Source organism: Ruegeria sp. CDSB136, from assembly GCF_059610965.1.
In genome coordinates this window covers 102,486-125,960 of record NZ_JBXWOP010000016.1, presented here as the reverse complement: position 1 = coordinate 125,960, position 23,475 = coordinate 102,486, and the positions used below count along the sequence as shown (strand labels likewise).

Below are 23,475 nucleotides of genomic sequence, written 5' to 3'. Positions count from 1 at the left end.
TGACACGCATCGCCGGCCAGACAAAGCAAAACGCGAAAGAAGGAACAAGAAAATGCGTCACGCACGTGGTTACCGCCGCCTGAACCGTACTCATGAGCACCGCAAAGCGCTGTTTGCGAACATGGCTGGCTCGCTCATCGAGCATGAGCAAATCAAAACGACTCTGCCGAAGGCAAAAGAACTGCGCCCGATCATCGAAAAGCTGGTCACGTTGGGCAAGCGCGGCGACCTGCACGCCCGCCGTCAGGCAGCTTCGCAGCTGAAAGAAGACAAAGACGTCGCAAAGCTGTTCGAAGTTCTTGGCCCCCGCTATGCCGAGCGTCAGGGCGGGTATGTCCGCATCCTGAAAGCTGGCTTCCGCTATGGCGACATGGCACCGATGGCGATCATCGAATTCGTTGATCGTGACGTCGACGCCAAAGGCGCGGCCGATAAGGCCCGCGTTGCCGCCGAAGAGGCCGCAGACGAAGAATAAGAAAGCAAGGCTTTCTGATTTCTACCCCCGCGTTTCGGACGCGGGGGTTTTTTGTTTTGAAGGCTGGGTTACTTGATCCACCCACGCTCCCGATAATATCGGGCGGCACCCGGATGCAGCGGGGCGAGCAGGCTGTCGCGGATCATATCCGACGGTTGCAATCCATTCAGCGCGGGATGTTTTCGCGCCAGCTACGGCAGGTTTTTTGTTGGCCCATCCGTCGACCGGGCGCGGCATTTGTAGCCACCGGTTCCTTGCGCAAAGGAGCTGCAGAGCAGATCGCCGACATGGAAATAGTAACCCCCTTTTCCGTCAGCCCCGATCGTCATCCGGGTGTCCGCAGCCTGAGACACAGGCGCGATGAGTCCGAGGAACGCCGTCAGCATCATGGTGGAATGTTTGGGCAATACAGGCCTTTTCAGGCGGAAGGTCTTGAGCACGGTAAATCTGTTGCTGTTGGTGTGAACTGGCCGACCATTTCACCGGTTATAACCTTGGCTAATATATCGGAGGCCTTAACGCGCTTGCATTCCCGGCACGGGCCTCGCATATCCGAAGGGCAGTTAATCGACGGAAAGATCATGCGGAAAACTTTGTGTTCACTGCTGCTGGCGACTCTTGCAGTTACAGCCCATGCCGAAACGAAAGTGCCGACTTCGCAGGCCGAAATAAGCCTGGGATTTGCCCCGGTGGTCAAACAGGCTGCTCCGGCCGTCGTTAACATCTACGCCAAGATCGTAACGCAAGGCCGTGCCAATCCGTTTTTCTCGGACCCGTTCTTTCAGGAGTTCTTCGGCAGAGGATTTGCCGAACCGCAGCCGCGGGTTCAGAACTCGCTGGGGTCCGGCGTTATTCTGTCTGCGGACGGCTATGTTGTGTCAAATTACCATGTTGTCGGCATGGCGACGGAAATCCGTGTGGTGACAACGGACCGGCGCGAGTATTCGGCGCAAGTGGTTCTGGGCGATCAGGAAAGCGACATTGCCATTCTTCGGCTGGAAGAGGCCGCTGAACTGCCGCATCTGAACTTTCGCGATTCCGATCAGGTCGAGGTGGGCGAACTGGCGCTGGCCATCGGCAATCCGTTTGGTGTGGGTCAAACCGTATCGTCCGGCATAATTTCCGGGCTGGCACGAACCGGAACAGCAACGGGAAATGCGCGCGGGTACTTCATCCAGACAGATGCTCCGATCAATCCGGGTAACTCCGGTGGAGCGCTGATCGACGTGAACGGTGATCTGATCGGGATCAACACCTCGATCCTGACCCGGTCGGGCGGATCCAACGGCATTGGCTTTGCCATTCCGGCAAATCTGGTTGCCGAATTCCTGCGGCAGGCGAAGTCCGGCAACGAGAGCTTTGTCAGCCCCTGGGCCGGGATGGCGGGCCAGCATATGAGCGCCGATATCGCCGAATCGCTGGGTCTGGCCATTCCGCTGGGCGTGGTGATCTCGGACCTGCATGACCTCAGCCCGCTGGCTGCGGCCGGGTTGCGGGTTGGCGATGTTGTCACCCATGTTGACGGGGATGAGGTAAATTCGCCTGCCGAGATGAAATTCCGGATGTCGGTTGCCGGTGTCGGGGGAACCTCGGTTCTGACCCGTCTGCGCGGAGACAAAAGCGCGGATGTGATAGTGGATTTGGTCCGCGCTCCGGACAGTCCGCCCGCCGATGAGACCACATTGGATGACAAAACCGTTCTGCCCAACCTGACCGTCGCCCGGATCAATCCCGCACTGATCTCGCAGTTGGGATTGGTTCTGTCACAGACCGGCATTGTTGTGGTTGATCCGGGCTCATTGGGAGCACGCGCCGGTCTGAGGCCCGGAGACGTCCTGAGCAGCATCAATGACACTGAGATTGAGCAGCCCGCCGATGTCGTCGAGGCGCTGACTGACCCCGGGCGCCGGGTGCAAATGAACGTTCAGCGCGGTGGACGCGCGGTTTCGTTGCGGTTTCGGCTCTGACCCGTGAGTGATCTGTTCGATACCGGGGCACCCGAGCCCGCAACCGCGCCGCATCGCCCCTTGGCGGACCGGCTGCGCCCCAAGACGCTGGGTGAGGTGATCGGACAAGAGCAGGTGCTTGGCCCGGACGCGCCTCTGGGCGTCATGCTGGCCGCTGGCAGCCTGTCGAGTTTGGTGTTATGGGGGCCACCGGGCGTAGGCAAGACCACGATTGCGCGGTTGCTGGCACAAGAGACTGATCTGCATTTTGTCCAGATCAGCGCGATTTTCACCGGTGTTCCGGACCTGAAAAAAGTGTTCGAGGCAGCAAAGATACGGCGTCAGAACGGGCAGGGCACCCTTTTGTTCGTTGATGAAATTCATCGGTTCAACAAGGCCCAGCAGGACGGGTTTCTTCCGCATATGGAGGATGGCACGATCCTTCTGGTCGGGGCGACCACGGAAAACCCTTCGTTCGAACTGAATGCGGCTGTTCTCAGCCGTGCACAGGTGCTGGTGCTCGAACGGCTGAGCCTTGCCGATCTGGAGCGTCTGGCGCAGCGGGCCGAAAAAGATCTTGGCCGCGCCTTGCCCCTGACTCCTGCCGCCCGGGATGCCTTGCAGGAAATGGCGGACGGAGACGGACGCGCGTTGCTGAACCTGATTGAGCAGGTTGCGGCGTGGGGGGTCGATGGGCTGCTTGACCCGGATGCACTGTCCACGCGGTTGATGCGGCGTGCCGCGAAATACGACAAATCGGGGGACGAGCATTACAATCTGATCTCGGCCCTGCACAAATCAGTTCGCGGTTCGGATCCGGATGCGGCGCTGTATTGGTTTGCACGTATGCTGACCGGGGGCGAGGATCCAAGGTATCTGGCCCGCCGGATTACCCGGATGGCGGTTGAGGATATCGGACTGGCCGACCCGCAGGCGCAGTCGATCTGCCTGCATGCGTGGGAGGTATACGAGCGGCTGGGCTCTCCGGAAGGAGAATTGGCCCTGGCGCAGGCGCTGGTCTATCTGGCGCTGGCGCCAAAATCGAACGGCGCCTATGTCGGCTACAAGGCGGCGATGCGTCTGGCCAAACAATCCGGCAGCGAGCCGCCGCCAAAGCACATCCTGAATGCGCCCACGACACTGATGAAGGATCAGGGCTATGGGGCTGGCTATGCCTATGACCATGATGCCGAGGATGGATTCTCGGGCCAGAACTACTTTCCGGAAACGATGAAGCGGCCGATGCTGTACCAGCCGGTCGAGCGGGGATTCGAGCGGGAACTGAAAAAGCGGCTGGACTATTTCGCAAAGCTGCGCGCGCAGCGGAACGAGAACTAGGGCTGGCTTGACTCTTGCTGCTTTGCGCGCGACAGACGCGCATGTTTTCTAACACACTGACATCGGTGAAATCCGGGCGGGCCAGTCGCGCGGTGCAAGGGGCAATGGCATGAGTGGCGTACAGATGATCACCGTCGCAGAGGACGACAGCGACCAGCGGCTGGACCGTTGGTTGCGCCGCATGTTCCCGCATGTCGGGCAGGGCCGTATCGAAAAGATGTGCCGCAAGGGCGAGCTGCGGATTGACGGCGGTCGGGCCAAGGCCTCGACCCGGCTTGAGGCCGGGCAGGTCGTGCGGGTTCCGCCCTTGCCGGACGCTGATCACAAGCCGGTTGAGGTCAAACGCCGGATCTCGGATGCGGACGCAAAGATGATCCAATCCTGCGTGATCTACCGCGACGATCACGTTCTGGCCCTGAACAAACCCCATGGACTGCCGGTGCAGGGCGGCAGTGGTCAGACCCGCCATGTCGACAGCCTGTCCGAGGCGCTGCGGTTCGGTTATGAGGAAAACCCCCGTCTGGTACACCGTCTGGACAAGGACACCTCGGGCGTTTTGCTTTTGGCAAGAACGCGCGAAGCGGCCAAGGGTTTGACAGCCGCGTTCCGTCACCGCGACACGCGCAAGATTTACTGGGGCCTGGTCGCCGGGGTGCCGACTCCGTATCTGGGTGAGATTAAGACCGGTCTGGTAAAAGCCACGGGCCACGGCAAGAAAGGTGAAGGCGAGAAGATGATCGCCGTTCACCTGAACGACCTTGACGGTACTCCGGGCGCGAAGCGGGCGCATACCCTGTACGCGACGCTGTACCGGGTTGCCGGGCGCGCTGCGTGGGTTGCCATGGAGCCCGTTACAGGCCGGACCCATCAGCTGCGCGCGCATATGGCCGCCATCGGGCATCCGATCATTGGCGATGGCAAATATGGCGGTTCGGGTCAGGAAAACCTTGGCGATGGCTGGGGCGCGCAATTGGGCGGGATTATCAGCAAAAAGCTGCACCTGCATGCCCGGCAGGCGTCGTTTGAACACCCGGTGACGCGCAAGACCATCACCGTCAAGGCCCCGTTGCCGGATCATATGAAACACAGCTGGGATACCTTCGGCTGGACCGAGGATCTGGCCTCGGACGATCCGTTTGAGGATTTGCAATGACCTCACCATTGCGGCTGGTCCTATTCGATGTCGATGGTACGCTTGTCGACAGTCAGGGAAGTATCATCTCGGCCATGACTGCCAGTTTTGACGCCTTGGGCCTGACTGTGCCGGATCGTTCCGCGATCTTGTCGATTGTCGGGTTGTCGCTGCCGGTCGCTCTGTCCCGTCTGGCGCATGATCACCCGGTTTCGGTTCAGGAAAAACTGGTGGATGGATACAAGGAAGCCTATCACGACCAGCGTCTGAGGCAGGGTGCTGCAAACTCGCCCCTCTATCCCGGTGCCCGGGAGGTGCTGGAGGCCCTGCACGACATACCCGAGGTCTTGCTGGGGGTCGCCACCGGAAAGTCGCAACGCGGGTTGGATGCGTTGATCGAGGCGCACGGTTTGGAGCGGTTCTTTGTCACCCGTCAGGTGGCAGATCATCACCCTTCGAAACCGCATCCGTCGATGATCGATACAGCGCGCGCGGAAACCGGTGTCGACCGGCGAAATACGGCCATGATTGGCGATACCCGCTTTGACATGGATATGGCCAGCGCGGCTGGCGTGACAGGTATCGGTGTGGCCTGGGGATACCACGACACCGCAGCACTGGAACACGCTGCGCAGGTGATCGAAACCTTTGATCAGCTGCCGCCGGCGCTGCACAGTATTTGGGGATGACGGTATGAGCGACTGGAAACCGAAACGGTTCTGGACCGAAAGCGCGGTGGCTGAAACCGAAGAAGGCTTCACCGTCGAACTGGACGGGCGTCAGGTCAAAACCCCGGCCAAGGCGGCGCTGGTTCTGCCGACGCACGCAATGGCAACCGCTGTGGCTACGGAATGGGACGCGCAGGAAAAAGAGGTTGATCCGACCTCCATGCCGTTTACCCGATCGGCAAATGCGGCAATCGACAAGGTTCGTCATCAGCATGCCGAAGTGGCCGATATGCTGGCCGACTACGGCGATTCGGACTTGTTGTGTTACCGTGCCACGCACCCGCTGGAGTTGCAGCAGCGGCAGGCGGGGCAATGGGATCCGGCGCTGGACTGGGCGGAAAAGACCTTATCCGCGCGGCTTGTATCCTTCGAGGGAGTTCTGCATCAACCGCAATCCAACGATGCGCTGGCGACTCTGCGGCGGCAAGTTCATGAGCTTGGTGAGTTTCAGCTTGCCGCGTTTCACGACCTTGTGAGCCTGTCCGGGTCCTTGATTCTGGGTTTTGCCGCAGCGCGGAATTGGCGCAAACCGGACGAGATATGGCGCATTTCGCGATTGGACGAAATCTGGCAGATCGAGCAATGGGGTCATGACGACGAGGCGCACGAAGCCTCGGAGGTCAAGAAATCCGCCTTTTTACACGCCAAACGCTTTTTCGATCTATCGGTTTGATCCTTCAAAGACAGTATTTTAGTGCGTCGCGCCCGACCGCGCGGCGTCTGATATCGTTTTCGCTGATCCAACCCTTGACGTTTGTTTATGAATGCGACCAAACTCGTGGCCACTAAAGGGGAGACACCTTTGGGGTAACCTTTCCGGCAAAATGCTGCCGGACAGAACCGCCCCCGAGTGGGGCGGACAATCAGGAAGAGGTAAAAATGAAAAAATCCGTAATCTTGGGCGTGGCGACGATTGCTGGCCTGGCTGCTGGCGCCGCCGCGGCAGGAACCGCAGATGACGTCAAGGCACGCGGCAAACTGAACTGTGGCGTGGCAACCGGTGTACCCGGTTTCGCCAGCCCGGACGCCAATGGTGAGTGGCAAGGCTTTGACGTGGCCGTGTGCCGCGCCGTAGCAGCCGCCGTTCTGAACGATCCGACTGCAGTTGAGTTCATTCCGACCACCGGCAAGACACGCTTTACCGCGCTGGCTTCGGGTGAGATCGACATGCTGGCCCGGAACACCACCTGGACCTTCAGCCGCGACGTCGACCTGAAATTCGAATTCGTCGGCGTTAACTACTATGACGGTCAGGGTTTCATGGTTCCCAAAGCACTGGGCGTAAGCTCGGCCAAGGAACTGGACGGTGCGACCGTCTGCATTCAGACCGGCACCACAACCGAGCTCAACCTGGCGGATTTCTTCCGCATCAACAACATGAGCTACGAGCCGGTTCCGATCGAAACCAACGCCGAAGCGCAGCAACAGTATCTGGCTGGTGCCTGTGACGTCTACACCACCGACGCATCGGGTCTGGCTGCCACCCGCGCCACATTCGAGAATGCCGGTGATCACGTGATCCTGCCGGAAATCATCTCGAAAGAGCCGCTGGGTCCGTTGGTTCGTCATGGCGACCACGAGTGGGGCGATGTTGTCCGCTGGACTCTGAACGCGCTGATCGCAGCCGAGGAAATGGGCGTGACATCGGCCAATATCGATGAAATGTCCGCTGGAACCGACAATCCGGAAGTGAACCGTCTGCTGGGCAGCGAAGGCACTCTGGGTGAAATGCTGGGTCTGGACGCTGAATGGGCCCGTCGCGCCATCAAGGTCGGCGGCAACTACGGCGAAATTTTTGCCAAGAACATCGGTGAGGAAACCCCGATTGGCCTGGCACGCGGTCTGAACGCACAGTGGATCGAAGGTGGCCTGCTGTACGCACCGCCTTTCCGCTAAAATCCACGGAAAAGGGCGCAGGGCAACCTGCGCCCTTTTTCAATCAAAAAGAAACACGCCCGGAAACGTCCGAGCAGAGATCAACTCTGCCGACAAAAGACCGGGATGCACGGGGATAAACATAGGTCATGACGACTCTCACTGACCCGCCGAAGGAGCAGTTCCGGCTGTCCATGCTCCTTTACGATACGCGGTACCGATCTGCGACCATTCAGGTCATTGCTATGATCGGTTTCATGCTTCTGGCAGCCTGGATTATTACCAACACCATTCAGAACCTCGAAACGCTGGGCAGAACAGTCGGGTTCGACTTTTTCGCCGAACCAGCCAGCTATGACATCAACCAGCGCCTGCTGGAATATGACTCGCAGGATACCCATCTGCGTGCGGCCTTTATCGGGCTGCTGAACACGCTGGTTGTTGCAGTTCTGGGCTGTATCACGGCAACAATCATCGGTGTCATGGTTGGTGTTCTGCGTCTGTCGAACAACTGGCTGATCGCGCGGATTATGACGGTTTATGTCGAAATGTTCCGCAACGTTCCGGTCCTGCTTTGGATCGTGTTCGCTATGGCGATCCTGATTGAAAGCCTGCCTGCGCCGCGCGCATTCCGGGGTGAAAATCCAGAAGCCACGATGGATCTATTCGGCACTGTTGCTGTGACCAACCGCGGGGTCTACATCCCCGAGTTTCTGTTCTCGCGCAGCCTGGGCGACATCCACCTGTTCGGGACATCAAGCCTGCGTTTTGACGTCTCGCTGGACCTGATCGCTTTCCTGATCGTGCTTGGCGGCAGCATCTTTGCCATGCGCAAAGTGTCGGCCTGGGCCAATGCCACGCAGGAAAAGACCGGTGACCGTCCGACCATCTGGTACATCCAATTGGGCCTGCTGTTCGTGCCATCGGCCATCCTGCTGAGCGCGCTGGGCTTCCATCTGGGCTATCCCGAGCTGAAGGGCTTTAACTTCACCGGCGGCACCCACCTACGGAACTCGCTGATCGCCCTGTGGCTGGCCCTGTCGCTGTACACTGCGGCTTTCATCGCCGAGATCGTTCGTGCCGGTATTCTGGCCATCTCGAAGGGTCAGACCGAGGCCGCATCCGCACTGGGTCTGCGCCCGGGCCGGACCATGCGTCTGGTGATCCTGCCGCAGGCGTTGCGAGTGATCATCCCGCCGATGATCTCGAACTATCTGAACTTGACCAAGAACTCGTCGCTGGCGATCGCGGTCGGATATATGGACATCACGGGGACGCTTGGCGGTATCACCATGAACCAGACCGGCCGCGAGCTGGAATGCGTTCTGCTGCTGATGCTGGTCTACCTGACCATCTCGCTGAGCATTTCGGCGGTGATGAACTGGTACAACAACCGTGTCAAACTGGTGGAGCGGTAATATGAGTGATGTTTCATTTGTCCGCACGGAAATGTTGCCGGAACAGGCACCACCTGCATCCGAGGTCGGTGTGCTGGGATGGATCAGGCATAACCTGTTCTCAAGCTGGCTGAACTCAATCCTGACGCTCATCTCGCTGTATTTCATCTACTATGTGCTCTCCAACATTCTGTCCTGGACGTTCGAATCCGTTTGGAACGCCAATTCCCTGTCGGAGTGTCGTGAGATCATGATGGCGACCTGGGGCGATACTCATGGCCATGCCTGCTGGGGCGTGATCAAGGACCGGTGGCTGCAGTTGCTGTACGGGTTTTATCCACCGTATCCGGCGCATCCGGACGCAACGTGGTCTAATCCGCCTGAATCGGGCGGCTGGCCGGCCTATGTTCGGCCGAACCTGACCTTCATCCTGTTGTTGGTTGCGATTGCGCCGGTGTTGTTCACCAAAGTGCCGCGCAAGCTGTTGATCGTGACGGCGGCTTATCCGTTCCTGCTGCCTTGGCTGATGTGGGGCGGGTCGATCTGGGGACCGCTGATGGTCGCTGCCGGGTTCGCAATCGGTTATTTCGCCTACAAGGTTGTGCTTCCAATGGCGGGGTCCCTGACGGCGTTAATCCTTGCAGTCGCGCTGCCCATTCTGTGGTGGTTGTTTGCTGCTGGCGCAGTTGCTGACGCGGTCGACTCTGTAATTCCAATTGGTATAGCGACTGTCGAAAGCCGCGACTTTGGCGGTTTCATGCTGGCGATCCTGCTGGGTGTTGTGGCCATTGGCGTCTCGCTTCCCATCGGCATCGTGCTGGCGCTCGGTCGTCAGTCTGATCTGATGATCGTCAAATACCTCTGCGTGGGCTTTATCGAGTTCATTCGGGGCGTGCCTCTGATCACGCTGCTGTTCGTGGCCTCGCTGCTGCTGAACCTGTTCCTGCCGCCGGGGACCAACTTTGACATCATCCTGAGGGTGATGATCATGATGACCCTGTTCTCGGCCGCTTATATGGCCGAGGTGATCCGGGGTGGTCTGGCGGCGCTGCCGCGGGGTCAGTACGAAGGGGCTGACAGTCTTGGACTGAACTACTGGCAGGCGCAGCGGCTGATCATCATGCCGCAGGCGCTGAAAATCTCGATCCCGGGCATCGTGAGCACGTTCATCGGTATCTTCAAGGATACGACACTGGTTTCAATCATCGGTCTGTTCGACGTGATCGGTCTGACCAACGGCATCCGCGCCGATACCGCCTGGAACGGCGTCTACTGGGAACTGTTTGCCTTTATCGGCGTTCTGTTCTTCGTCGTCTGCTTCTCCATGTCCCGTTATTCCATGTATCTGGAGCGCAAGCTTCAGACTGGCCATCGTTAAGGAGTTCAACACATGTCTGAACTTGCAATTGACCGTGAAATCGATCGCTCGAAAATGCAGGTGAGCGACGAGGTCGCCATCGAAATCACCAACATGAACAAATGGTACGGGGCTTTCCACGTGCTGCGCGACATCAATCTGACCGTCAATCAGGGCGAGCGGATCGTGATCGCGGGGCCTTCGGGGTCGGGCAAATCCACCCTGATCCGCTGCCTGAACGCGCTGGAGGAACACCAGCAGGGCAAGATCGTTGTGGATGGAACCGTTCTGTCGAATGACCTCAAGAACATCGACAAGATCCGGTCCGAGGTTGGCATGGTGTTTCAGCACTTCAACCTGTTCCCGCACCTGACCATTCTGGAAAACTGCACGCTGGCCCCGATCTGGGTGCGCAAGACGCCCAAGAAAGAGGCTGAAGAGCGCGCGATGCATTTCCTGGAAAAGGTCAAGATTCCGGAACAGGCCGACAAGTATCCCGGCCAGCTGTCCGGTGGACAGCAGCAGCGTGTGGCGATTGCCCGCTCGTTGTGCATGATGCCTCGGATCATGTTGTTCGATGAACCAACATCGGCGCTGGACCCCGAGATGATCAAAGAGGTGCTCGACACCATGATCGAGCTGGCCGAAGAAGGCATGACCATGCTGTGTGTGACCCACGAGATGGGCTTTGCCCGTCAGGTCGCAAACCGCGTGATCTTTATGGATGCCGGCCAGATCGTGGAACAGAACGAACCGGAAGAGTTCTTCAACAACCCCAAAAGCGAGCGGACCAAGTTGTTCCTCAGCCAGATTCTGGGGCACTGAACCTGCAATTAAATCCGGAAAAAGGCGGGGTCTGGCCCCGCCTTTTTCAGTTCAAAAGTTCGCGCGGGATTGCGAAGCCCAGGACCTTGCCGCTGTGCCGCTGCAAGCCTCTCCAGGTGTTGATGTCAAATCGAATAATCGTCGTCGCGCAGGTGGGATAGTCGTAGAACCGCACATGGTCCGGTGGGTATTTCACAATCTGATCCGCAAAGGCGGCAATACCGGGATTATGACCCATCAACAGTACGGTGCGTCCGGTCGCCTGTTGCAATACCTTCATCATTTCAGCGGGATCGGCCAGATACAGGTCGCGGGTGAAGGTGGTCCTGGCAGCAGTCAGCCCCATCCGGTCCCAGGTTTCGCGGGTCCGAGTGGCCGAAGAACTCAGAACTTCATCCGGAAGCCAGGCGTTCCGTGACAGCCATTTTCCGACGGCCGGGGCTGATTTACGCCCGCGCTTGTTTAGCGGGCGATCATGGTCGTTGCTCAGCGGAATGTCCCAACTGGACTTGGCGTGACGGGTCAGGATCAGGGTGCGGGTCATGATGGGTGAAACGCCTTCATATGATGCGCAGATTGTTCTGCCAGCCGCCCGGCACCCGCACTTAGCGGGCAGGCAAGTCGCGCGAGACAACCGCCAGCCATGCAGGTCTGGCCTTCCGGCGTGGTCAGATGTGCATGGCAGGTGTCGACGTCGTAAAAGCTGTGGGTCGACAAAGCGCCAACCGGGCAGGCCGAAGTGCAGGGGGCATGGCAGGTGGCGCAGGGGCTTGGTCCTTCGGCGGCAGGTATTGGGAACTCTTCGGCAAAATGCAGCGCACCGCGGAACGAGATCATCATGCCAACAGTGTCATGCACCAATGCGCCAACCGGACTTTGAAACGTGCGCCCGGACTTCAGCGCCCAGTCGATGAAGGGTGTGTAGGGCGGCCCGCCGAACGGATAGTATGGCGTGGCACCCAGTGCGCCAGCCATCGCGCCGACAACCCGCAAGGACCATCTGTCGACCGGGTCCGCCAGCCCATCCGCCCATTCGGGCGACGCCTTCAAAACCGGCCAGAATGTCTGCGCTGCACCCAGCAGGATCAGGGTGCCGCCATCCAGCTGCTTGGCGCCGCTATGCCGGGGGTGCTGCGCACCCATCACGACCAAGGCCGACCGATCAGCGGCTGCTGTCACGTCAGAGTATGTCACTTGCGCCGAAACGGCAGTGTCAGGCTCCATCCCAGCCGGGTTGGTTGTTCGTCCCGCCATTGCAGTCCCACCTTCATCCTGTCATGCCCGTCACCTGGCTGCGCCACATAGGTGCCCATCAATCGATCCCAGACTGACAGCGCAAAGCCGTAATTGCTGTCATGTTCTTCCCTGTGCACCGAATGGTGAACCCGGTGCATGTCAGGCGTCACAAGAACCCTACGCAACACCGCGTCCACGGCAAGGGGGAGTTTGATGTTGGAGTGATTGAACAGCGCAGTTCCGTTCAACAGAACCTCGAACAGAACAACGGCAAGTGCACTGGGACCCAATGCATAGACCAGCGCGATTTTCAGTATCATGGACAGTGCGATTTCGATGGGATGAAATCGCACGGCGGTCGTTACATCCATGTCCCTGTCCGCGTGATGCACCCTGTGCAGCCGCCAGAGGATCGGCACCTTGTGTGTCACCAGATGCTGCAGCCAGATTGCATAGTCCAGAATCAGCACGCTCAGAAGAATTTCCAGCCATCCGGGCCAGGCGGTCCTGTTGAAAAGCCCAATCCCGTGATGACTGGCGTCCACCGCCGCCCCAACGGCCAGCAACGGGACCCAGATTGCCATAACCCTCAGCGTCAGGGTGTTGAGAAGCGTTATGGCAAGATTGGTTTGCCAGCGCCGTCGTTTCGAGCAATCTAGCGAACGTCTGGGTGCAAATGTTTCGGCAATTGCGAAAACCGCAAAAAGCCCAAGGAAAATTCCCAGCCGAATAATGGATTCGTGCTCCATATATTCACATTCAGGCATATTAAAGCCCGAGACAAGACCGGGAAATTCACATAGGCGTCAGTCCGGCCGGATCAGAGAGCCCGCACCGTGTTCGGTGAACAATTCCAGCAATACGGCATTTGGGGCACGGCCATCCAGGATGACAACCGCCCGAACGCCACTGTGCAGCGCGTCCAGAGCGGTTTCCGTTTTTGGGATCATGCCGCCGGCAATCGTGCCTTCGCGGGTCATCTCGCGGATCTGTCCGGCTTTGAGTTCGGTTACCACCTCTCCGGCTGCATTCTTGACGCCGGATACATCGGTCAGCAGCAACAGTCGATCCGCCTTCAGGGCCGACGCGATGGCTCCGGCAGCGGTATCGCCGTTCACGTTGAAGGTTTCACCGTCTTTGCCTGCTCCGAGCGGCGCAATCACGGGGATTACATCATGCGAGAAAAGATCATGCAGCAGTTTGGGATTCATCTCGGATGGTGTGCCGACGAAGCCCAACGAGGAATCCGTCTGCTCGCAAACCATCAGGTTGGCGTCCTTGCCGGACAGCCCGACCGCCGTTCCGCCCTGACGGTTGATGGCCTGCACGATCCGTTTGTTGACAAGGCCAGACAGCACCATCTCGACGACTTCGACCGTGGCCTTATCGGTGACCCGCTTGCCATTCACGAAATCCGACTGGATGTCCAACTGATCAAGCATCGCGTTGATCATGGGTCCGCCACCATGCACGATGACCGGGTTTACCCCGACCTGCCGCATTAGCACGACATCGCGGGCAAAGCTTTCCATCGCCTCGTCGCTGCCCATGGCGTGACCGCCCAGTTTGATCACGACGATCGCGCCGTCATACCGCTGCAGGTAGGGCAGTGCGCTATTCAGAGTGGCGGCGGTGGCAATCCAGTCCCGGTTCATGTCTCGTGTCTTCATGGCTTAGGTCCTTCTGGCGAACCGTGTTAGGGCCTTTGGACGGTGCTGCCAAGGGCGAAGCTACTCAAGATGTGCAATGATCGAGCGCAGGGTCGGTATTCCGTCCCCTTTCTCGGAGGAGGTCAGCACAATCTCGGGGTAGGCGGCAGGGTGTTTAGACAGCGCGGTGCGGACCTGATCCAGCACCTTCTCACGCTCCTTGGCCTTGACCTTGTCGGCCTTGGTCATGACGCATTGAAAGGTCACGGCGCTGGTATCCAGCAGCTTCATGATCTCGTCGTCCACAGGTTTTACTCCATGGCGCGAGTCGATCAATACAAAAGCGCGGCGCAGGGTTTGACGTCCGCTGAGGTACTGTTTCAGCAGTCGCTGCCATTTCTCGACTACTTTGACCGGCGCGTTGGCATAACCGTAACCGGGCAGGTCAACCAGATAGAGGTCGGGCCCTTGCGTGAAAAAGTTGATCTCCTGCGTGCGGCCGGGCGTGTTCGATGCGCGCGCCAATCCCTTGGTCCCGGTCAGCGCGTTGATCAGGCTGGATTTCCCCACGTTCGAGCGGCCCGCAAAACACACCTCAAGCCGGTCGGGGGCGGGCAGGCCGTCCATGGCAACCACGCCTTTGACGAATTCGGACGGGCCAGCAAACAGCTTGCGCCCGGTTTCCTGCGCAATCGCATCCGGCGCGTCCGCCATTGGAAAAGGAAGCGTGCTCATACCGGTTCTACCTTGTCGCCGACACGGATATCTCCGCCCTGGATAACTTCGGCGTAGACGCCAAAATCCTGATGATCCCAAGCGTTCAGGGCGCCCAGCGTGTCTGCATCCCGCGTGCCGGTTTCCGGGTTGGCGGTCGTGGCCAGACAGCGCGTGATACGTTCCCGAACGCTCAGAACGGCCTGACCGATGCGAATGTCGCGGTTCAGCCAGTCAAACTCTTCCCACAGGGGCAGCCCGTCGAACCAGATGTTGCCGCGCCAGCGGACAAGGGATAGATCCTGCCCCAGCTTCTGCTCGACCGCCCGGTGCGAGGCCATATTGCACAGGCTGATCGAGGGGAAGTCACTGTCGGTCATTCCCCGTCCCGGAACCCGGATAATCCGTGCCGACGCAGCCCTGTCGACGGGCATCAGCGGTTTGACCCAGTCCAGAAAATCATCCTGCTGCGTGTCGGGATCGAAGCTGATCTCGGGGCGCCGCGGGTGGTTGAGCGTCACGGTGCCGCCGTTCATCCGGGCCGATATGGCCGCCAGTTGCGGGGCTTTGGAGCAGCGGCTGAAATTGGCACAGGGCGCCCATTCCGAACCATCGGCTTTTGACGCCTCGTGTGCGACGGCCCAAACGCGATCCCCGGGCATTGTCTGCCCGGGGGTCACGGTTACATCACTCAGGCTTTCCCGCCCGTGACTTTTGATTGGATGCCGCCAGAGGCTGGTGACAGACCCGCTCATTTGTCATCCGTCTTCGGGGTCCGCTTGAACCCGGACTTGATGTTGCCGAACACGTCCGGCGTGTAGCCCTGGCTGCGCATGATCAGGTACTGCTGCGTGAACGTGATCGTGTTGTTCGCAATCCAGTAAACCACCAGGCCGCTGGCAAACCCGCCCAGCATGAACATGAAGACCCACGGCATCCAGGCAAAGATCATCGCCTGTGTCGCATCCGTTGGTGCCGGGTTCAGTTTCTGCTGCAGCCACATCGAGATACCCAGCAGCAGTGGCAAGATACCGATGAACATCAGCGCCATCAGCGTATCAGGCTGCGGTCCGGCCCAGGGCAGCCATCCAAAGAAGTTGAAGATCGAGGTCGGGTCCGGCGCGCTGAGGTCCTGGAACGGGCCAAACCAGGGGGCCTGACGCAGTTCAATGGTGACAAAGATCACTTTATACAGCGAGAAGAAGATCGGGATTTGCATCAGGATCGGCAAACAGCCAGCGGCCGGGTTCACCTTTTCCTTTTTGTACAGCTCCATCATGCCCTGCTGCATCTTCTGGCGGTCATCGCCGGCTGCCTCTTTCAGGGCCTCCATCTGCGGCTGAAGTTCCTTCATCTTGGCCATCGAGACGTAGGACTTGAACGCCAGCGGGAACAGGATCGCCTTGATGATCAGGGTCAGGCCGATAATCGACCACCCCATATTGCCGATCAAAACGTTGATGTTGTGCAGCAGCCAGAAAATCGGTTTGGTCAGGAAGTAAAACCAGCCCCAATCGATGCTGTCCACGAACTTCTGCACACCTTCCGCCTGATACTCGCGGATGGTTTCCCATTCCTTGGCGCCTGCAAACAGGCGGGTGGTGACTTCCTCGGTCGCGCCGGGCGCAACGGACAGGGTCGGCAGTACGGTTTCAGTTTGATAAATCTTGCGGCGCGCGTCGTATTTTGCCGCCGCCTTGAAGGCCGAACCTTCAGCCGGGATCAGGGTGGTCATCCAGTAGTGATCGGTAAAGCCGACCCAGCCACCTTCCTTGATCTGAAAGACTTCGGCTTGCGCGCGTTCATTCGGATCAATGTCGAAGTCGCGGACATCGCCATAATCGATCTCGTCCAGAACGCCGTCCGCCATGACCATGACGCCTTCGTGCAGGATAAAGAAGTTCTTCAGGCCCGGCAGGTCACCATCCTCACCCATCCCGTGGCGCGCCAAAATGCCATAGGGCGCCATGCCAACTTCGGACTGCGTGGTATTCTCGACCGATTGCGTGACCGAGAACATGTAGTCTTCATCAACCGACACGGTGCGTCGGAAGATCAGGCCCTTACCGTTGTCCCAGACCAGTGTGACCGGGCTGTCGACGGTAAGCGTGTCGCCTTGTTCAGTCGACCAGAGCGTGTTCGGCCCAGGGACATCCGCGCCGGCAACGCCCGCCCCGGGCGCCCAGCCATACAAGGCGTAATAGGCAGAATCGGACCCGACGGGCGAAAGCAGCTCGACGATCGGGGCGCCTGCTTCGATCGAGACCTTGTAGTCTTTCAGAAACAGCTCATCGATGCGCCCGCCGGCCAGGGACATGCTGCCAGACAGGCGAGGCGTGTCGATCTGAATGCGCGGGGCCTCGGCTTCGGCTTGTGCTTCTTCTGTGACAGCAGATGCATCGCCGACGGCTGTGTCACCCGCTGCGCTCGGAGTCTGAAGCTTACTGCCCTCGGAGGCGCTGACTTCCACCTGATCCGGTGTCGGTGCCTGTTCCGGGGGTGGGAAAAGGACGAACCAGACGAGGATCACCAGAAAGCTGAGCGCAGTTGCGAGGATGAGATTCTTGTTCTGATCGTCCATCTGGGACAGCCACCTTGAGCTGGGAAACACATCGGAGGTGTTCAACAGAGTGCAGCCCCAAAGGTCAAGTGGAATCGCCCGTCAATTTGCCACCGGAAGGGATTGCGCCTTGCAAAATCCCGGATTTCATCCGGTTTGCCGTCCAATCCCGGGAACCTTGTTCACTTTTGCGCGGTGCGAAGCGATCCAGTCGAGCGTCTGCTCGAGTGGCATCGGTTTGCCAATTCCGAACCCCTGCACATGATTGCAGCCAAGCTGCGCCATCAGGGCATGCTCGCCCGGGGTTTCCACCCCTTCGGCCAGTGTTTCCAGGTTAAGCCGTTCCGCCATCGTCAGGATGGCACTGGCCAATTGTTGCTGACCGGGATCCCGATCGGATTTTGTCACAAAGGACCGGTCGATCTTGATCCGCGAAACATCAAAGCGCTTAATGGACGCGATCGAGGCATGACCGGTGCCGAAATCATCCAGATCGATACAGCATCCCAGCGCGGCCATTCCGGTCACATTGCGGGTGATGACGTCATCGGGGCGTTTGGCAAATACCGTTTCGAGGATTTCGACCGCAAGCCTGTCCGGTGTCAGGTCAAACTGGTCCAGTTCCCATTTCAGGCGATCCATGAGCCCCGGGTCGCGGAGTTCATCGGACGAGAAATTGATACCGATCCGAGGAACCACAACGCCAGCCCGGTCCCAGGCCTGCATGGCAGTAAACGCATGGTGGCACATCGCATGGCCCAGCCGTTCCATCAGTTCCGCCTGCTGGGCGAAGGGTAGAAACACCTGCGGGCCCAACACACCTTTTTGCGGATGCTCCCACCGGGCCAGTGCCTCAAAACCTGTGACGCGCCCTGTGTCTGTCGAGATTTGAGGCTGAAACCAGGGGCGAATTTCACCATTGTCCAACGCTGCCTCGAAATCTTTGCGCAGGTTTGTGCGGATCCGGGACCGGCGGCGCGTTTCGACGGAATAAGCCCGAATGGTCGAAGGGCCGTTTCTTTGTGCTTCGGCAAGTGCGGCGTTCGCCGCCTCGATCCCGTCGGTTGCGTCACCGTCGAAGTCATGAGGCATCAGGCAAAACCCGATCGAGCACGAGACGCAAAGCCCGGCACCATTCAGCATGATCGGTTCTTCGATAGCAGTTTGGATGCGGCCGGACATCTGAATGCAGGATTCCAGGTCAAGATGCGGAGATGCCCCAAGACCCAAAGCGATTTTGTCTCTGCCGTCCCGGGTCACGATGTCCTGGGACCGGATCGTGGACAAGGTCCGGCTGCAGGCCAGTTCGGCGATATGGGCGGCCGCCGCCTGCCCGTGCAGGTCTAGCAGCGACCCATAGTCATCCAGTGAAATCACGAAACAGGCCGAGCTTTCCATATTTTTCCTCGCGCCATCCAGCAGGTTCCCCAACCTGGTACGAAACACCTGTTCCGGCATCATCCCGCCAGAGTTGTCGCGAAGTGAATTCCCAATCGCAGGCCAGATATTTGCAGCGCTCGCTCCGGCATGGATCAGGGGCAAGCCCAATGCGACGATCAACAGCACTTGCTCTCCGCCGATCCAGAAGGCTGCAAGGCTGAGTGCCGGTATGAAGGCCAGTGCGGAAGGGCCGTTCAGGCCCGCGACAATCGTGTTGAGGACTCGTTTAAAGATTGATCGGTTCCGCATTGGTTCTAACGGCCTTCAGCTTGGACTCAGCGCGCAAGCCCAACCGTAGGAAACCAAACTGAGTCAGTCGTTAACGCAGACGCGGAATTTCGTCCGATTTTTCGTTTTTTTGACCCGGATCAAGCGAAAGATTCGCGAAATCGAACAATTTCGGGTCCAGCAGATGCGAGGGCCGCGCGTTTGTCAGGGCCCGGAACATCACCTGACGCCGGCCGGGGCTGTTCTTTTCCCACTGATCGAGAATCTGTTTCACCTGTTGGCGCTGCAAGCCGTCCTGACTGCCGCAGAGGTCACAGGGGATGATGGGATAGTTCATGGCGGTTGCGAATTTCGCGCAATCGGCCTCGGCCACATGGGCGAGGGGGCGGAAAACGAACAGGTCGCCCTCTTCATTCACAAGTTTAGGCGGCATGGTGGCCAGACGCCCGCCGTGGAAGAGGTTCATGAAGAAGGTTTCGAGAATGTCGTCACGATGATGACCCAGTACCACGGCCGAGCAGCCCTCTTCCCGGGCGATGCGATACAGGTTGCCACGGCGCAGGCGTGAACACAGCGCGCAATAGGTGCGGCCCTGTGGAACCTTGTCCATCACGACGGAATAGGTGTCTTGATATTCGATGCGGTGAGGAACTCCCATGCGTTCCAGAAACTCGGGTAGAACGGTGGCGGGAAAACCCGGCTGACCCTGATCCAGATTGCAGGCCAGAAGGTCGACCGGCAGCAGTCCGCGCCATTTCAACTCGTGGAGAACCGCAAGAAGGGTATAGCTGTCCTTGCCGCCTGACAGGCAAATCAGCCAGCGGGGCGGTTTGCCTTCCTTGTCATGGGCGGACGGGTCCACCATCCCGTAATGCTCAATGGCCTCACGGGTCTGGCGCACGATGCGCTTGCGCAGCTTTTTGAACTCGGTGGTCGAGGGCGCACCAGCAAAAAGCGGGTGGATATCGTCAGCTTCGTCAAACATGGGCTGCCCCTACAGCAGTTGCGGCAACCGGGCAAGTGGGCGGGTCAGCCCAGACGCGCCAGCAGGGCGTCGGTGTCCAATCCTGTGACCGATCCCGGGATGCGACCGCTTTCACCTGACAGACGCGTGGCAATGAAGCCGTCGGCAACTGGGCCGGGGGCATGTCGCACCAACTGCGCCGCCGCCAACAAAAGTGCTGTACGCTCGGCGAACCACCGTGCCTCTGCCTCGGGTGGCAGGTCGGGCCAACGGTCGCGATGCGCCTTCAACGCTGCGTCATAGCCCCGGTCTGCACCTCTTGCGGCGTCCAACTCGGCTTGCAGTACCTCGGCGGCCAGCGGTTCTCTGATCAGGGTGCGCAGAATGTCGAGGCAGATCACGTTGCCTGACCCCTCCCAAATGCCGTTTAGCGGGGCTTCCCGATAGAGCAGGGGCAGAGGGGTATCCTCGACATAGCCCATGCCGCCCAGCACCTCCATCGCCTCGACCACGACAACCGGACAGCGCTTGTTGTTCAGGAATTTGGCCAGTGCGACGCTGATGCGGGCAAAGGACCTGTCTTCGGGCGACCTGCCTTCGAATGCCTTCGCAACCCGCATCCCCAAAGTTAGAGCGCTCTCCCAATCCAGTGCCAGGTCGGCCAGCACGGCGCGCATCAGGGGCTGGTCGATCAGACGGCGCTGAAACGCGGTTCGGTGGCTGACCCAATGATGTGCCTCGGACAGGGCGGCACGCATCAGTCCGGCCGGAGCCATGGCAGTGTCCAGCCGGGTGTGGTGCACCATTTCGATGATGGTCTGAACGCCAGCGCCTACGTCGCCCAGCTGATAGGCCAGCGCGTCGTGGTATTCGATTTCGGCAGAGGCGTTGGATCTGTTGCCCAGCTTATCCTTCAGACGCATCAGATGGATCGCGTTGCGCTCGCCCTCCAGCCAGCGGGGAACAAGGAAACAGGTCAGCCCACCCGGCGTCTGCGCCAGCGTCAGGAAGCCGTCCGACATCGGGGCCGAGCAGAACCATTTGTGACCGCGCAGACGCCAGTGACTGCCGTCGCGGGTGGCAATGGTGGTATTGGCGCGCACGTCCGAGCCACCCTGTTTCTCAGTCATCGCCATACCCAATGTGGCGCTGGCTTTTTGGTCGATCGGGCGCGTCGACGGATCATAGCTGTGCGCCATGAGATTTGGGCGCCAGACCGAGGCGATCTGCTGATCGACCTCAAGCGCCGGGATCGCCGCATAGGTCATGGTCATCGGGCAACAATGCCCCGGCTCGACCTGTCCCGCCAAGTAGACCATGGCTGCGTGGGTGGCGTGCCCACCCGGCTGACCGTCCCAGGCCATTGCGGCGTAACCGGCGGACTGGCTGACCTGCATCATCTGGTGGTAAGCGGGGTGAAACCGCACCTCGTCCAGACGCCGACCGCCCTGATCGAATACCCGGAGTTCGGGCGGCTGCCGGTTGGCTTCGCGCCCCAACTCTCGTGTTTCGGCACGTCCAAGTGTTTCGCCGAAAGCCGCCAAAGGCGCTGCGCGCGCGCCGGACATGTTCACCGTGTCTCGAAGCACCGGATCGCAGGCCCACAGGTCAATGTCACCACGAACTTGCGGTTGGTTGTGGACGGTGTGCGTGGGCAGAGTGCGGCGTGCGTCTGGTGGCATCAGAACCTCGGGTTGGACTGATCCGAATGTTGAGCGCAGGTTCAACCGGGTCAAGTCTGACCGGGGGTCATTAAGTTCTGCTCTGCTCGTCAGGGCTTTCCGGCACGGGGTCGTAGCCGTCACCGCCCCAAGGGTGGCATCGGCCGATCCGTCGGGCGGCCAGCCACGCGCCCTTGATCGCACCGTGTTTTTCCAATGCTTCAAGCGCATAGGCCGAACACGTGGGCTGATAGCGGCAGTTGAACCCGACCCAGGGGCTGAAAACCAGCCGATAAGCCCTGACAGGCAGGGCAAGGACATGAGAGAACAGGGTCATTTCCGCGCACCGTGGATTTTGCGCAGCGCATAACGGAGGTCATCCAGAAGGGCGTCAAACGGGCGCGCGGCGGTCACTTCGGCGCGACCGACCAGTACATAGTCCCACCCATCAAGCCCACTGACGGGCAGCACAGCGCGGGCGGCCTCGCGCAAACGCCGCTTGGCGCGATTGCGGGCAACGGCATTGCCGACCTTCTTTGAACAGGTAAACCCGACGCGAATTCCGGTCGCCTCGTGCGGCGCGCGTTTGCGGCCCTGCACCATCATCGAGGATGTGCCCTGTCTGCGCGCGCGGGCGGCTTTCAGAAAATCGGATCGTTTCGTGAGAACGGTCAGAGTTTCAGGCGCGCAAACGGACGCCGCCGGGGGCGTTTCCCCGGGCTGGTTCTTACCATCCACGAGGGGCCTCCGGCGGCGTCATGTTCATAACCTGACAGGTCGAGCGGTTTACGCGCTCAGCGACTTGCGGCCACGAGCGCGGCGCGCGTTCAGGATCTTGCGGCCGGCCTTGGTGGCCATGCGAGCGCGGAAACCGTGGCGGCGTTTGCGAACCAGGTTCGAAGGCTGATAGGTGCGTTTCATCGCTCCGTCTCCAATCTATGCGGTCGGGTGCGGCGCGGATTCGCCTGCCCGTGGTGTTCGAAGCCCGTCCTCTACTGGGTAGCGGGGGGTAAGTCAAACCCCAAGGTGGGGGTTTTAGCGGCTTTTGCAACAATTCTGTAACCCAGCCCGTGAAAAGGTTTCAAAAAGACGGGTCAGCGGCCCCAAACCCTCACATTCCCGGACAAAAACATCAAGGCAGCGTGAGGCCCCTGTTGCCGAGGCGCCATGCGGCGCATGTTGTTTGCAGAATGAAACACACGAAACCGGACAGCCACATGAGTGATGCAACTCAGGCCCCGCACAGAGGGCTTGCGCGACATATTCCGTTGCTGGTGATTCTTACCGTTGCGGCGGTGGGGTTTTTCACGCTGGGCGACTATCTGACATTCGACACTCTGCGCGACAACCGCGAGGCGCTTTTGGCGTGGCGTGATGCCAATTACTGGGCAATGGCCGGTGCTTTCGTGACGATTTATATTGTCATCGTGGCATTTTCGTTGCCGGGTGCGGCGGTGGCCTCGATGACCGGCGGGTTCCTGTTCGGACTGATCGCCGGAACCGTCTTCAACGTATTTGCGGCCACGGTCGGTGCATCGGTGATCTTTCTGGCCGCGCGCTGGGGGTTGGGCGAAGCCCTGACGGCTCGCCTCGAATCTTCGGAGGGCAGCATCAAAAAGCTCAAGGACAGTTTGCGCGAGAATGAAATTCCGGTGCTGTTTCTGCTGCGCCTTGTACCCGTCGTGCCGTTTTTCGTGGCCAACCTTGTGCCCGCTCTGGTGGGCGTGAAATTCCGCAATTTTCTGATCACCACGGCGCTGGGCATTATCCCCGGAGGGATTGTGTACACCTGGATCGGCGTGGGGCTGGGCGGTGTGTTCGACCGGGGCGAGACGCCTGACGTTTCGCTGCTGTGGGAACCCTTTGTCATAGGTCCAATCATCGGCTTGTGTGTCCTGGCCGCTTTGCCGATTGTCATCAAATCCGTTCGAGGCCGAAAGGACGCCTGAT

24 protein-coding genes and 1 pseudogene are annotated in these 23,475 nt (G+C 59.6%); 11 read left to right on the top strand and 14 right to left on the bottom strand.

What is annotated here, in order from left to right; genetic code table 11:
* Positions 1-52 precede the first annotated feature (52 nt).
* Positions 53-475: a 50S ribosomal protein L17 gene (gene rplQ, locus AC2FIR_RS17315; RefSeq protein ID WP_170613748.1), complete on the top strand. Its 423-nt coding sequence runs from the start codon at positions 53-55 to the stop codon at positions 473-475.
* Between the two features lie 68 nt (positions 476-543).
* Here rplQ and AC2FIR_RS17310 read toward each other — a convergent pair whose 3' ends face one another.
* Complete coding sequence (locus tag AC2FIR_RS17310) at positions 544-645, bottom strand: hypothetical protein (RefSeq protein ID WP_496744919.1); 102 nt, start codon at positions 643-645, stop codon at positions 544-546.
* Positions 646-1,056: 411 nt separating this feature from the next.
* Here AC2FIR_RS17310 and AC2FIR_RS17305 point away from each other — a divergent pair, with 411 nt between their 5' ends.
* From AC2FIR_RS17305 to AC2FIR_RS17265, 9 genes are all read left to right on the top strand, one after another.
* Positions 1,057-2,442: a trypsin-like peptidase domain-containing protein gene (locus AC2FIR_RS17305; RefSeq protein WP_496744909.1), complete on the top strand. Its 1,386-nt coding sequence runs from the start codon at positions 1,057-1,059 to the stop codon at positions 2,440-2,442.
* Between the two features lie 3 nt (positions 2,443-2,445).
* Positions 2,446-3,759 (top strand): replication-associated recombination protein A, encoded by a 1,314-nt coding sequence (locus AC2FIR_RS17300; protein WP_496744907.1) that lies wholly within the window; start codon positions 2,446-2,448, stop codon positions 3,757-3,759.
* A 109-nt stretch (positions 3,760-3,868) separates the two neighbouring features.
* Entirely contained in the window at positions 3,869-4,912 is a 1,044-nt protein-coding gene (locus AC2FIR_RS17295) for an RluA family pseudouridine synthase (protein WP_496744905.1), read from the top strand.
* Complete coding sequence (locus AC2FIR_RS17290; RefSeq protein WP_480812526.1) at positions 4,909-5,580, top strand: HAD-IA family hydrolase; 672 nt, start codon at positions 4,909-4,911, stop codon at positions 5,578-5,580. The genes AC2FIR_RS17295 and AC2FIR_RS17290 overlap by 4 nt, the downstream gene beginning before the upstream one ends.
* A gap of 4 nt (positions 5,581-5,584) precedes the next feature.
* On the top strand, positions 5,585-6,292 hold the full coding sequence (locus tag AC2FIR_RS17285) for an ATP12 family chaperone protein (RefSeq protein WP_496744903.1): 708 nt from the start codon (positions 5,585-5,587) through the stop codon (positions 6,290-6,292).
* A 206-nt stretch (positions 6,293-6,498) separates the two neighbouring features.
* Positions 6,499-7,515 (top strand): amino acid ABC transporter substrate-binding protein, encoded by a 1,017-nt coding sequence (locus AC2FIR_RS17280; RefSeq protein ID WP_170613734.1) that lies wholly within the window; start codon positions 6,499-6,501, stop codon positions 7,513-7,515.
* A gap of 128 nt (positions 7,516-7,643) precedes the next feature.
* Entirely contained in the window at positions 7,644-8,912 is a 1,269-nt protein-coding gene (locus tag AC2FIR_RS17275; protein WP_496762794.1) for an amino acid ABC transporter permease, read from the top strand.
* 1 nt (position 8,913) lies between these two features.
* Complete coding sequence (locus AC2FIR_RS17270; RefSeq protein WP_496744899.1) at positions 8,914-10,269, top strand: amino acid ABC transporter permease; 1,356 nt, start codon at positions 8,914-8,916, stop codon at positions 10,267-10,269.
* Positions 10,270-10,281: 12 nt separating this feature from the next.
* Positions 10,282-11,073, top strand: coding sequence for an amino acid ABC transporter ATP-binding protein (locus AC2FIR_RS17265; protein ID WP_170613728.1), 792 nt, complete (start codon positions 10,282-10,284; stop codon positions 11,071-11,073).
* Positions 11,074-11,119: 46 nt separating this feature from the next.
* On the opposite strand, the gene AC2FIR_RS17260 is transcribed toward AC2FIR_RS17265, so the two are convergent.
* From AC2FIR_RS17260 to rpmH, 13 genes and pseudogenes are all read right to left on the bottom strand, one after another.
* Complete coding sequence (locus AC2FIR_RS17260; protein ID WP_496744897.1) at positions 11,120-11,617, bottom strand: SixA phosphatase family protein; 498 nt, start codon at positions 11,615-11,617, stop codon at positions 11,120-11,122.
* On the bottom strand, positions 11,614-12,327 hold the full coding sequence (locus AC2FIR_RS17255) for a ferredoxin (protein ID WP_496744895.1): 714 nt from the start codon (positions 12,325-12,327) through the stop codon (positions 11,614-11,616). The genes AC2FIR_RS17260 and AC2FIR_RS17255 overlap by 4 nt, the downstream gene beginning before the upstream one ends.
* Positions 12,264-13,058 (bottom strand): sterol desaturase family protein, encoded by a 795-nt coding sequence (locus tag AC2FIR_RS17250; RefSeq protein WP_480812531.1) that lies wholly within the window; start codon positions 13,056-13,058, stop codon positions 12,264-12,266. Before AC2FIR_RS17250 ends, AC2FIR_RS17255 begins: the two co-directional genes overlap by 64 nt.
* A gap of 57 nt (positions 13,059-13,115) precedes the next feature.
* A complete protein-coding gene (gene argB, locus AC2FIR_RS17245) occupies positions 13,116-13,979 on the bottom strand; it encodes an acetylglutamate kinase (protein WP_170613723.1) in 864 nt (287 codons plus the stop codon).
* Positions 13,980-14,039: 60 nt separating this feature from the next.
* Positions 14,040-14,693, bottom strand: coding sequence for a ribosome biogenesis GTP-binding protein YihA/YsxC (yihA, locus tag AC2FIR_RS17240; protein WP_170619183.1), 654 nt, complete (start codon positions 14,691-14,693; stop codon positions 14,040-14,042).
* Positions 14,690-15,427 carry an MOSC domain-containing protein gene (locus AC2FIR_RS17235; protein ID WP_496744893.1) on the bottom strand — a complete coding sequence of 246 codons (738 nt, stop codon included), beginning with the start codon at positions 15,425-15,427 and terminating at the stop codon, positions 14,690-14,692. Before AC2FIR_RS17235 ends, yihA begins: the two co-directional genes overlap by 4 nt.
* Positions 15,424-17,253, bottom strand: coding sequence for a membrane protein insertase YidC (yidC, locus tag AC2FIR_RS17230; protein ID WP_496744892.1), 1,830 nt, complete (start codon positions 17,251-17,253; stop codon positions 15,424-15,426). Before yidC ends, AC2FIR_RS17235 begins: the two co-directional genes overlap by 4 nt.
* A 126-nt stretch (positions 17,254-17,379) precedes the next feature.
* Positions 17,380-18,921, bottom strand: coding sequence for an EAL domain-containing protein (locus tag AC2FIR_RS17225; RefSeq protein ID WP_496744890.1), 1,542 nt, complete (start codon positions 18,919-18,921; stop codon positions 17,380-17,382).
* A gap of 70 nt (positions 18,922-18,991) precedes the next feature.
* Complete coding sequence (ttcA, locus tag AC2FIR_RS17220; protein WP_496744889.1) at positions 18,992-19,885, bottom strand: tRNA 2-thiocytidine(32) synthetase TtcA; 894 nt, start codon at positions 19,883-19,885, stop codon at positions 18,992-18,994.
* A gap of 44 nt (positions 19,886-19,929) precedes the next feature.
* Positions 19,930-21,546: an acyl-CoA dehydrogenase family protein gene (locus AC2FIR_RS17215; protein ID WP_496744887.1), complete on the bottom strand. Its 1,617-nt coding sequence runs from the start codon at positions 21,544-21,546 to the stop codon at positions 19,930-19,932.
* Positions 21,547-21,616: 70 nt separating this feature from the next.
* Positions 21,617-21,862 (bottom strand): membrane protein insertion efficiency factor YidD, encoded by a 246-nt coding sequence (gene yidD / locus AC2FIR_RS17210; RefSeq protein ID WP_480812536.1) that lies wholly within the window; start codon positions 21,860-21,862, stop codon positions 21,617-21,619.
* Positions 21,859-22,285: pseudogene (rnpA, locus tag AC2FIR_RS17205) on the bottom strand (ribonuclease P protein component). The gene yidD and the pseudogene rnpA overlap by 4 nt, the downstream one beginning before the upstream one ends.
* A gap of 26 nt (positions 22,286-22,311) precedes the next feature.
* Complete coding sequence (gene rpmH, locus AC2FIR_RS17200) at positions 22,312-22,446, bottom strand: 50S ribosomal protein L34 (protein WP_005980833.1); 135 nt, start codon at positions 22,444-22,446, stop codon at positions 22,312-22,314.
* A gap of 296 nt (positions 22,447-22,742) precedes the next feature.
* On the opposite strand from rpmH, the gene AC2FIR_RS17195 reads away from it, so the two are divergent.
* Positions 22,743-23,474: a TVP38/TMEM64 family protein gene (locus AC2FIR_RS17195; protein ID WP_496744885.1), complete on the top strand. Its 732-nt coding sequence runs from the start codon at positions 22,743-22,745 to the stop codon at positions 23,472-23,474.
* Position 23,475: the final 1 nt, after the last annotated feature.

What these genes read in the sequence shown, in the direction of transcription:
- yihA (WP_170619183.1), bottom strand. Translation starts at nt 14,693, where the DNA reads ATGAGCACGCTTCCTTTTCCAATGGCGGACGCGCCGGATGCGATTGCG.
- AC2FIR_RS17265 (WP_170613728.1), top strand. Translation starts at nt 10,282, where the DNA reads ATGTCTGAACTTGCAATTGACCGTGAAATCGATCGCTCGAAAATGCAG.
- AC2FIR_RS17215 (WP_496744887.1), bottom strand. Translation starts at nt 21,546, where the DNA reads ATGCCACCAGACGCACGCCGCACTCTGCCCACGCACACCGTCCACAAC.
- rpmH (WP_005980833.1), bottom strand. Translation starts at nt 22,446, where the DNA reads ATGAAACGCACCTATCAGCCTTCGAACCTGGTTCGCAAACGCCGCCAC.
- AC2FIR_RS17195 (WP_496744885.1), top strand. Translation starts at nt 22,743, where the DNA reads ATGAGTGATGCAACTCAGGCCCCGCACAGAGGGCTTGCGCGACATATT.
- AC2FIR_RS17305 (WP_496744909.1), top strand. Translation starts at nt 1,057, where the DNA reads ATGCGGAAAACTTTGTGTTCACTGCTGCTGGCGACTCTTGCAGTTACA.
- rplQ (WP_170613748.1), top strand. Translation starts at nt 53, where the DNA reads ATGCGTCACGCACGTGGTTACCGCCGCCTGAACCGTACTCATGAGCAC.
- yidD (WP_480812536.1), bottom strand. Translation starts at nt 21,862, where the DNA reads ATGACCCTGTTCTCTCATGTCCTTGCCCTGCCTGTCAGGGCTTATCGG.
- ttcA (WP_496744889.1), bottom strand. Translation starts at nt 19,885, where the DNA reads ATGTTTGACGAAGCTGACGATATCCACCCGCTTTTTGCTGGTGCGCCC.
- argB (WP_170613723.1), bottom strand. Translation starts at nt 13,979, where the DNA reads ATGAAGACACGAGACATGAACCGGGACTGGATTGCCACCGCCGCCACT.
- AC2FIR_RS17270 (WP_496744899.1), top strand. Translation starts at nt 8,914, where the DNA reads ATGAGTGATGTTTCATTTGTCCGCACGGAAATGTTGCCGGAACAGGCA.
- AC2FIR_RS17235 (WP_496744893.1), bottom strand. Translation starts at nt 15,427, where the DNA reads ATGAGCGGGTCTGTCACCAGCCTCTGGCGGCATCCAATCAAAAGTCAC.
- AC2FIR_RS17260 (WP_496744897.1), bottom strand. Translation starts at nt 11,617, where the DNA reads ATGACCCGCACCCTGATCCTGACCCGTCACGCCAAGTCCAGTTGGGAC.
- AC2FIR_RS17255 (WP_496744895.1), bottom strand. Translation starts at nt 12,327, where the DNA reads ATGGCGGGACGAACAACCAACCCGGCTGGGATGGAGCCTGACACTGCC.
- AC2FIR_RS17295 (WP_496744905.1), top strand. Translation starts at nt 3,869, where the DNA reads ATGAGTGGCGTACAGATGATCACCGTCGCAGAGGACGACAGCGACCAG.
- AC2FIR_RS17225 (WP_496744890.1), bottom strand. Translation starts at nt 18,921, where the DNA reads ATGCGGAACCGATCAATCTTTAAACGAGTCCTCAACACGATTGTCGCG.
- AC2FIR_RS17280 (WP_170613734.1), top strand. Translation starts at nt 6,499, where the DNA reads ATGAAAAAATCCGTAATCTTGGGCGTGGCGACGATTGCTGGCCTGGCT.
- AC2FIR_RS17290 (WP_480812526.1), top strand. Translation starts at nt 4,909, where the DNA reads ATGACCTCACCATTGCGGCTGGTCCTATTCGATGTCGATGGTACGCTT.
- AC2FIR_RS17250 (WP_480812531.1), bottom strand. Translation starts at nt 13,058, where the DNA reads ATGGAGCACGAATCCATTATTCGGCTGGGAATTTTCCTTGGGCTTTTT.
- yidC (WP_496744892.1), bottom strand. Translation starts at nt 17,253, where the DNA reads ATGGACGATCAGAACAAGAATCTCATCCTCGCAACTGCGCTCAGCTTT.
- AC2FIR_RS17275 (WP_496762794.1), top strand. Translation starts at nt 7,644, where the DNA reads ATGACGACTCTCACTGACCCGCCGAAGGAGCAGTTCCGGCTGTCCATG.
- AC2FIR_RS17285 (WP_496744903.1), top strand. Translation starts at nt 5,585, where the DNA reads ATGAGCGACTGGAAACCGAAACGGTTCTGGACCGAAAGCGCGGTGGCT.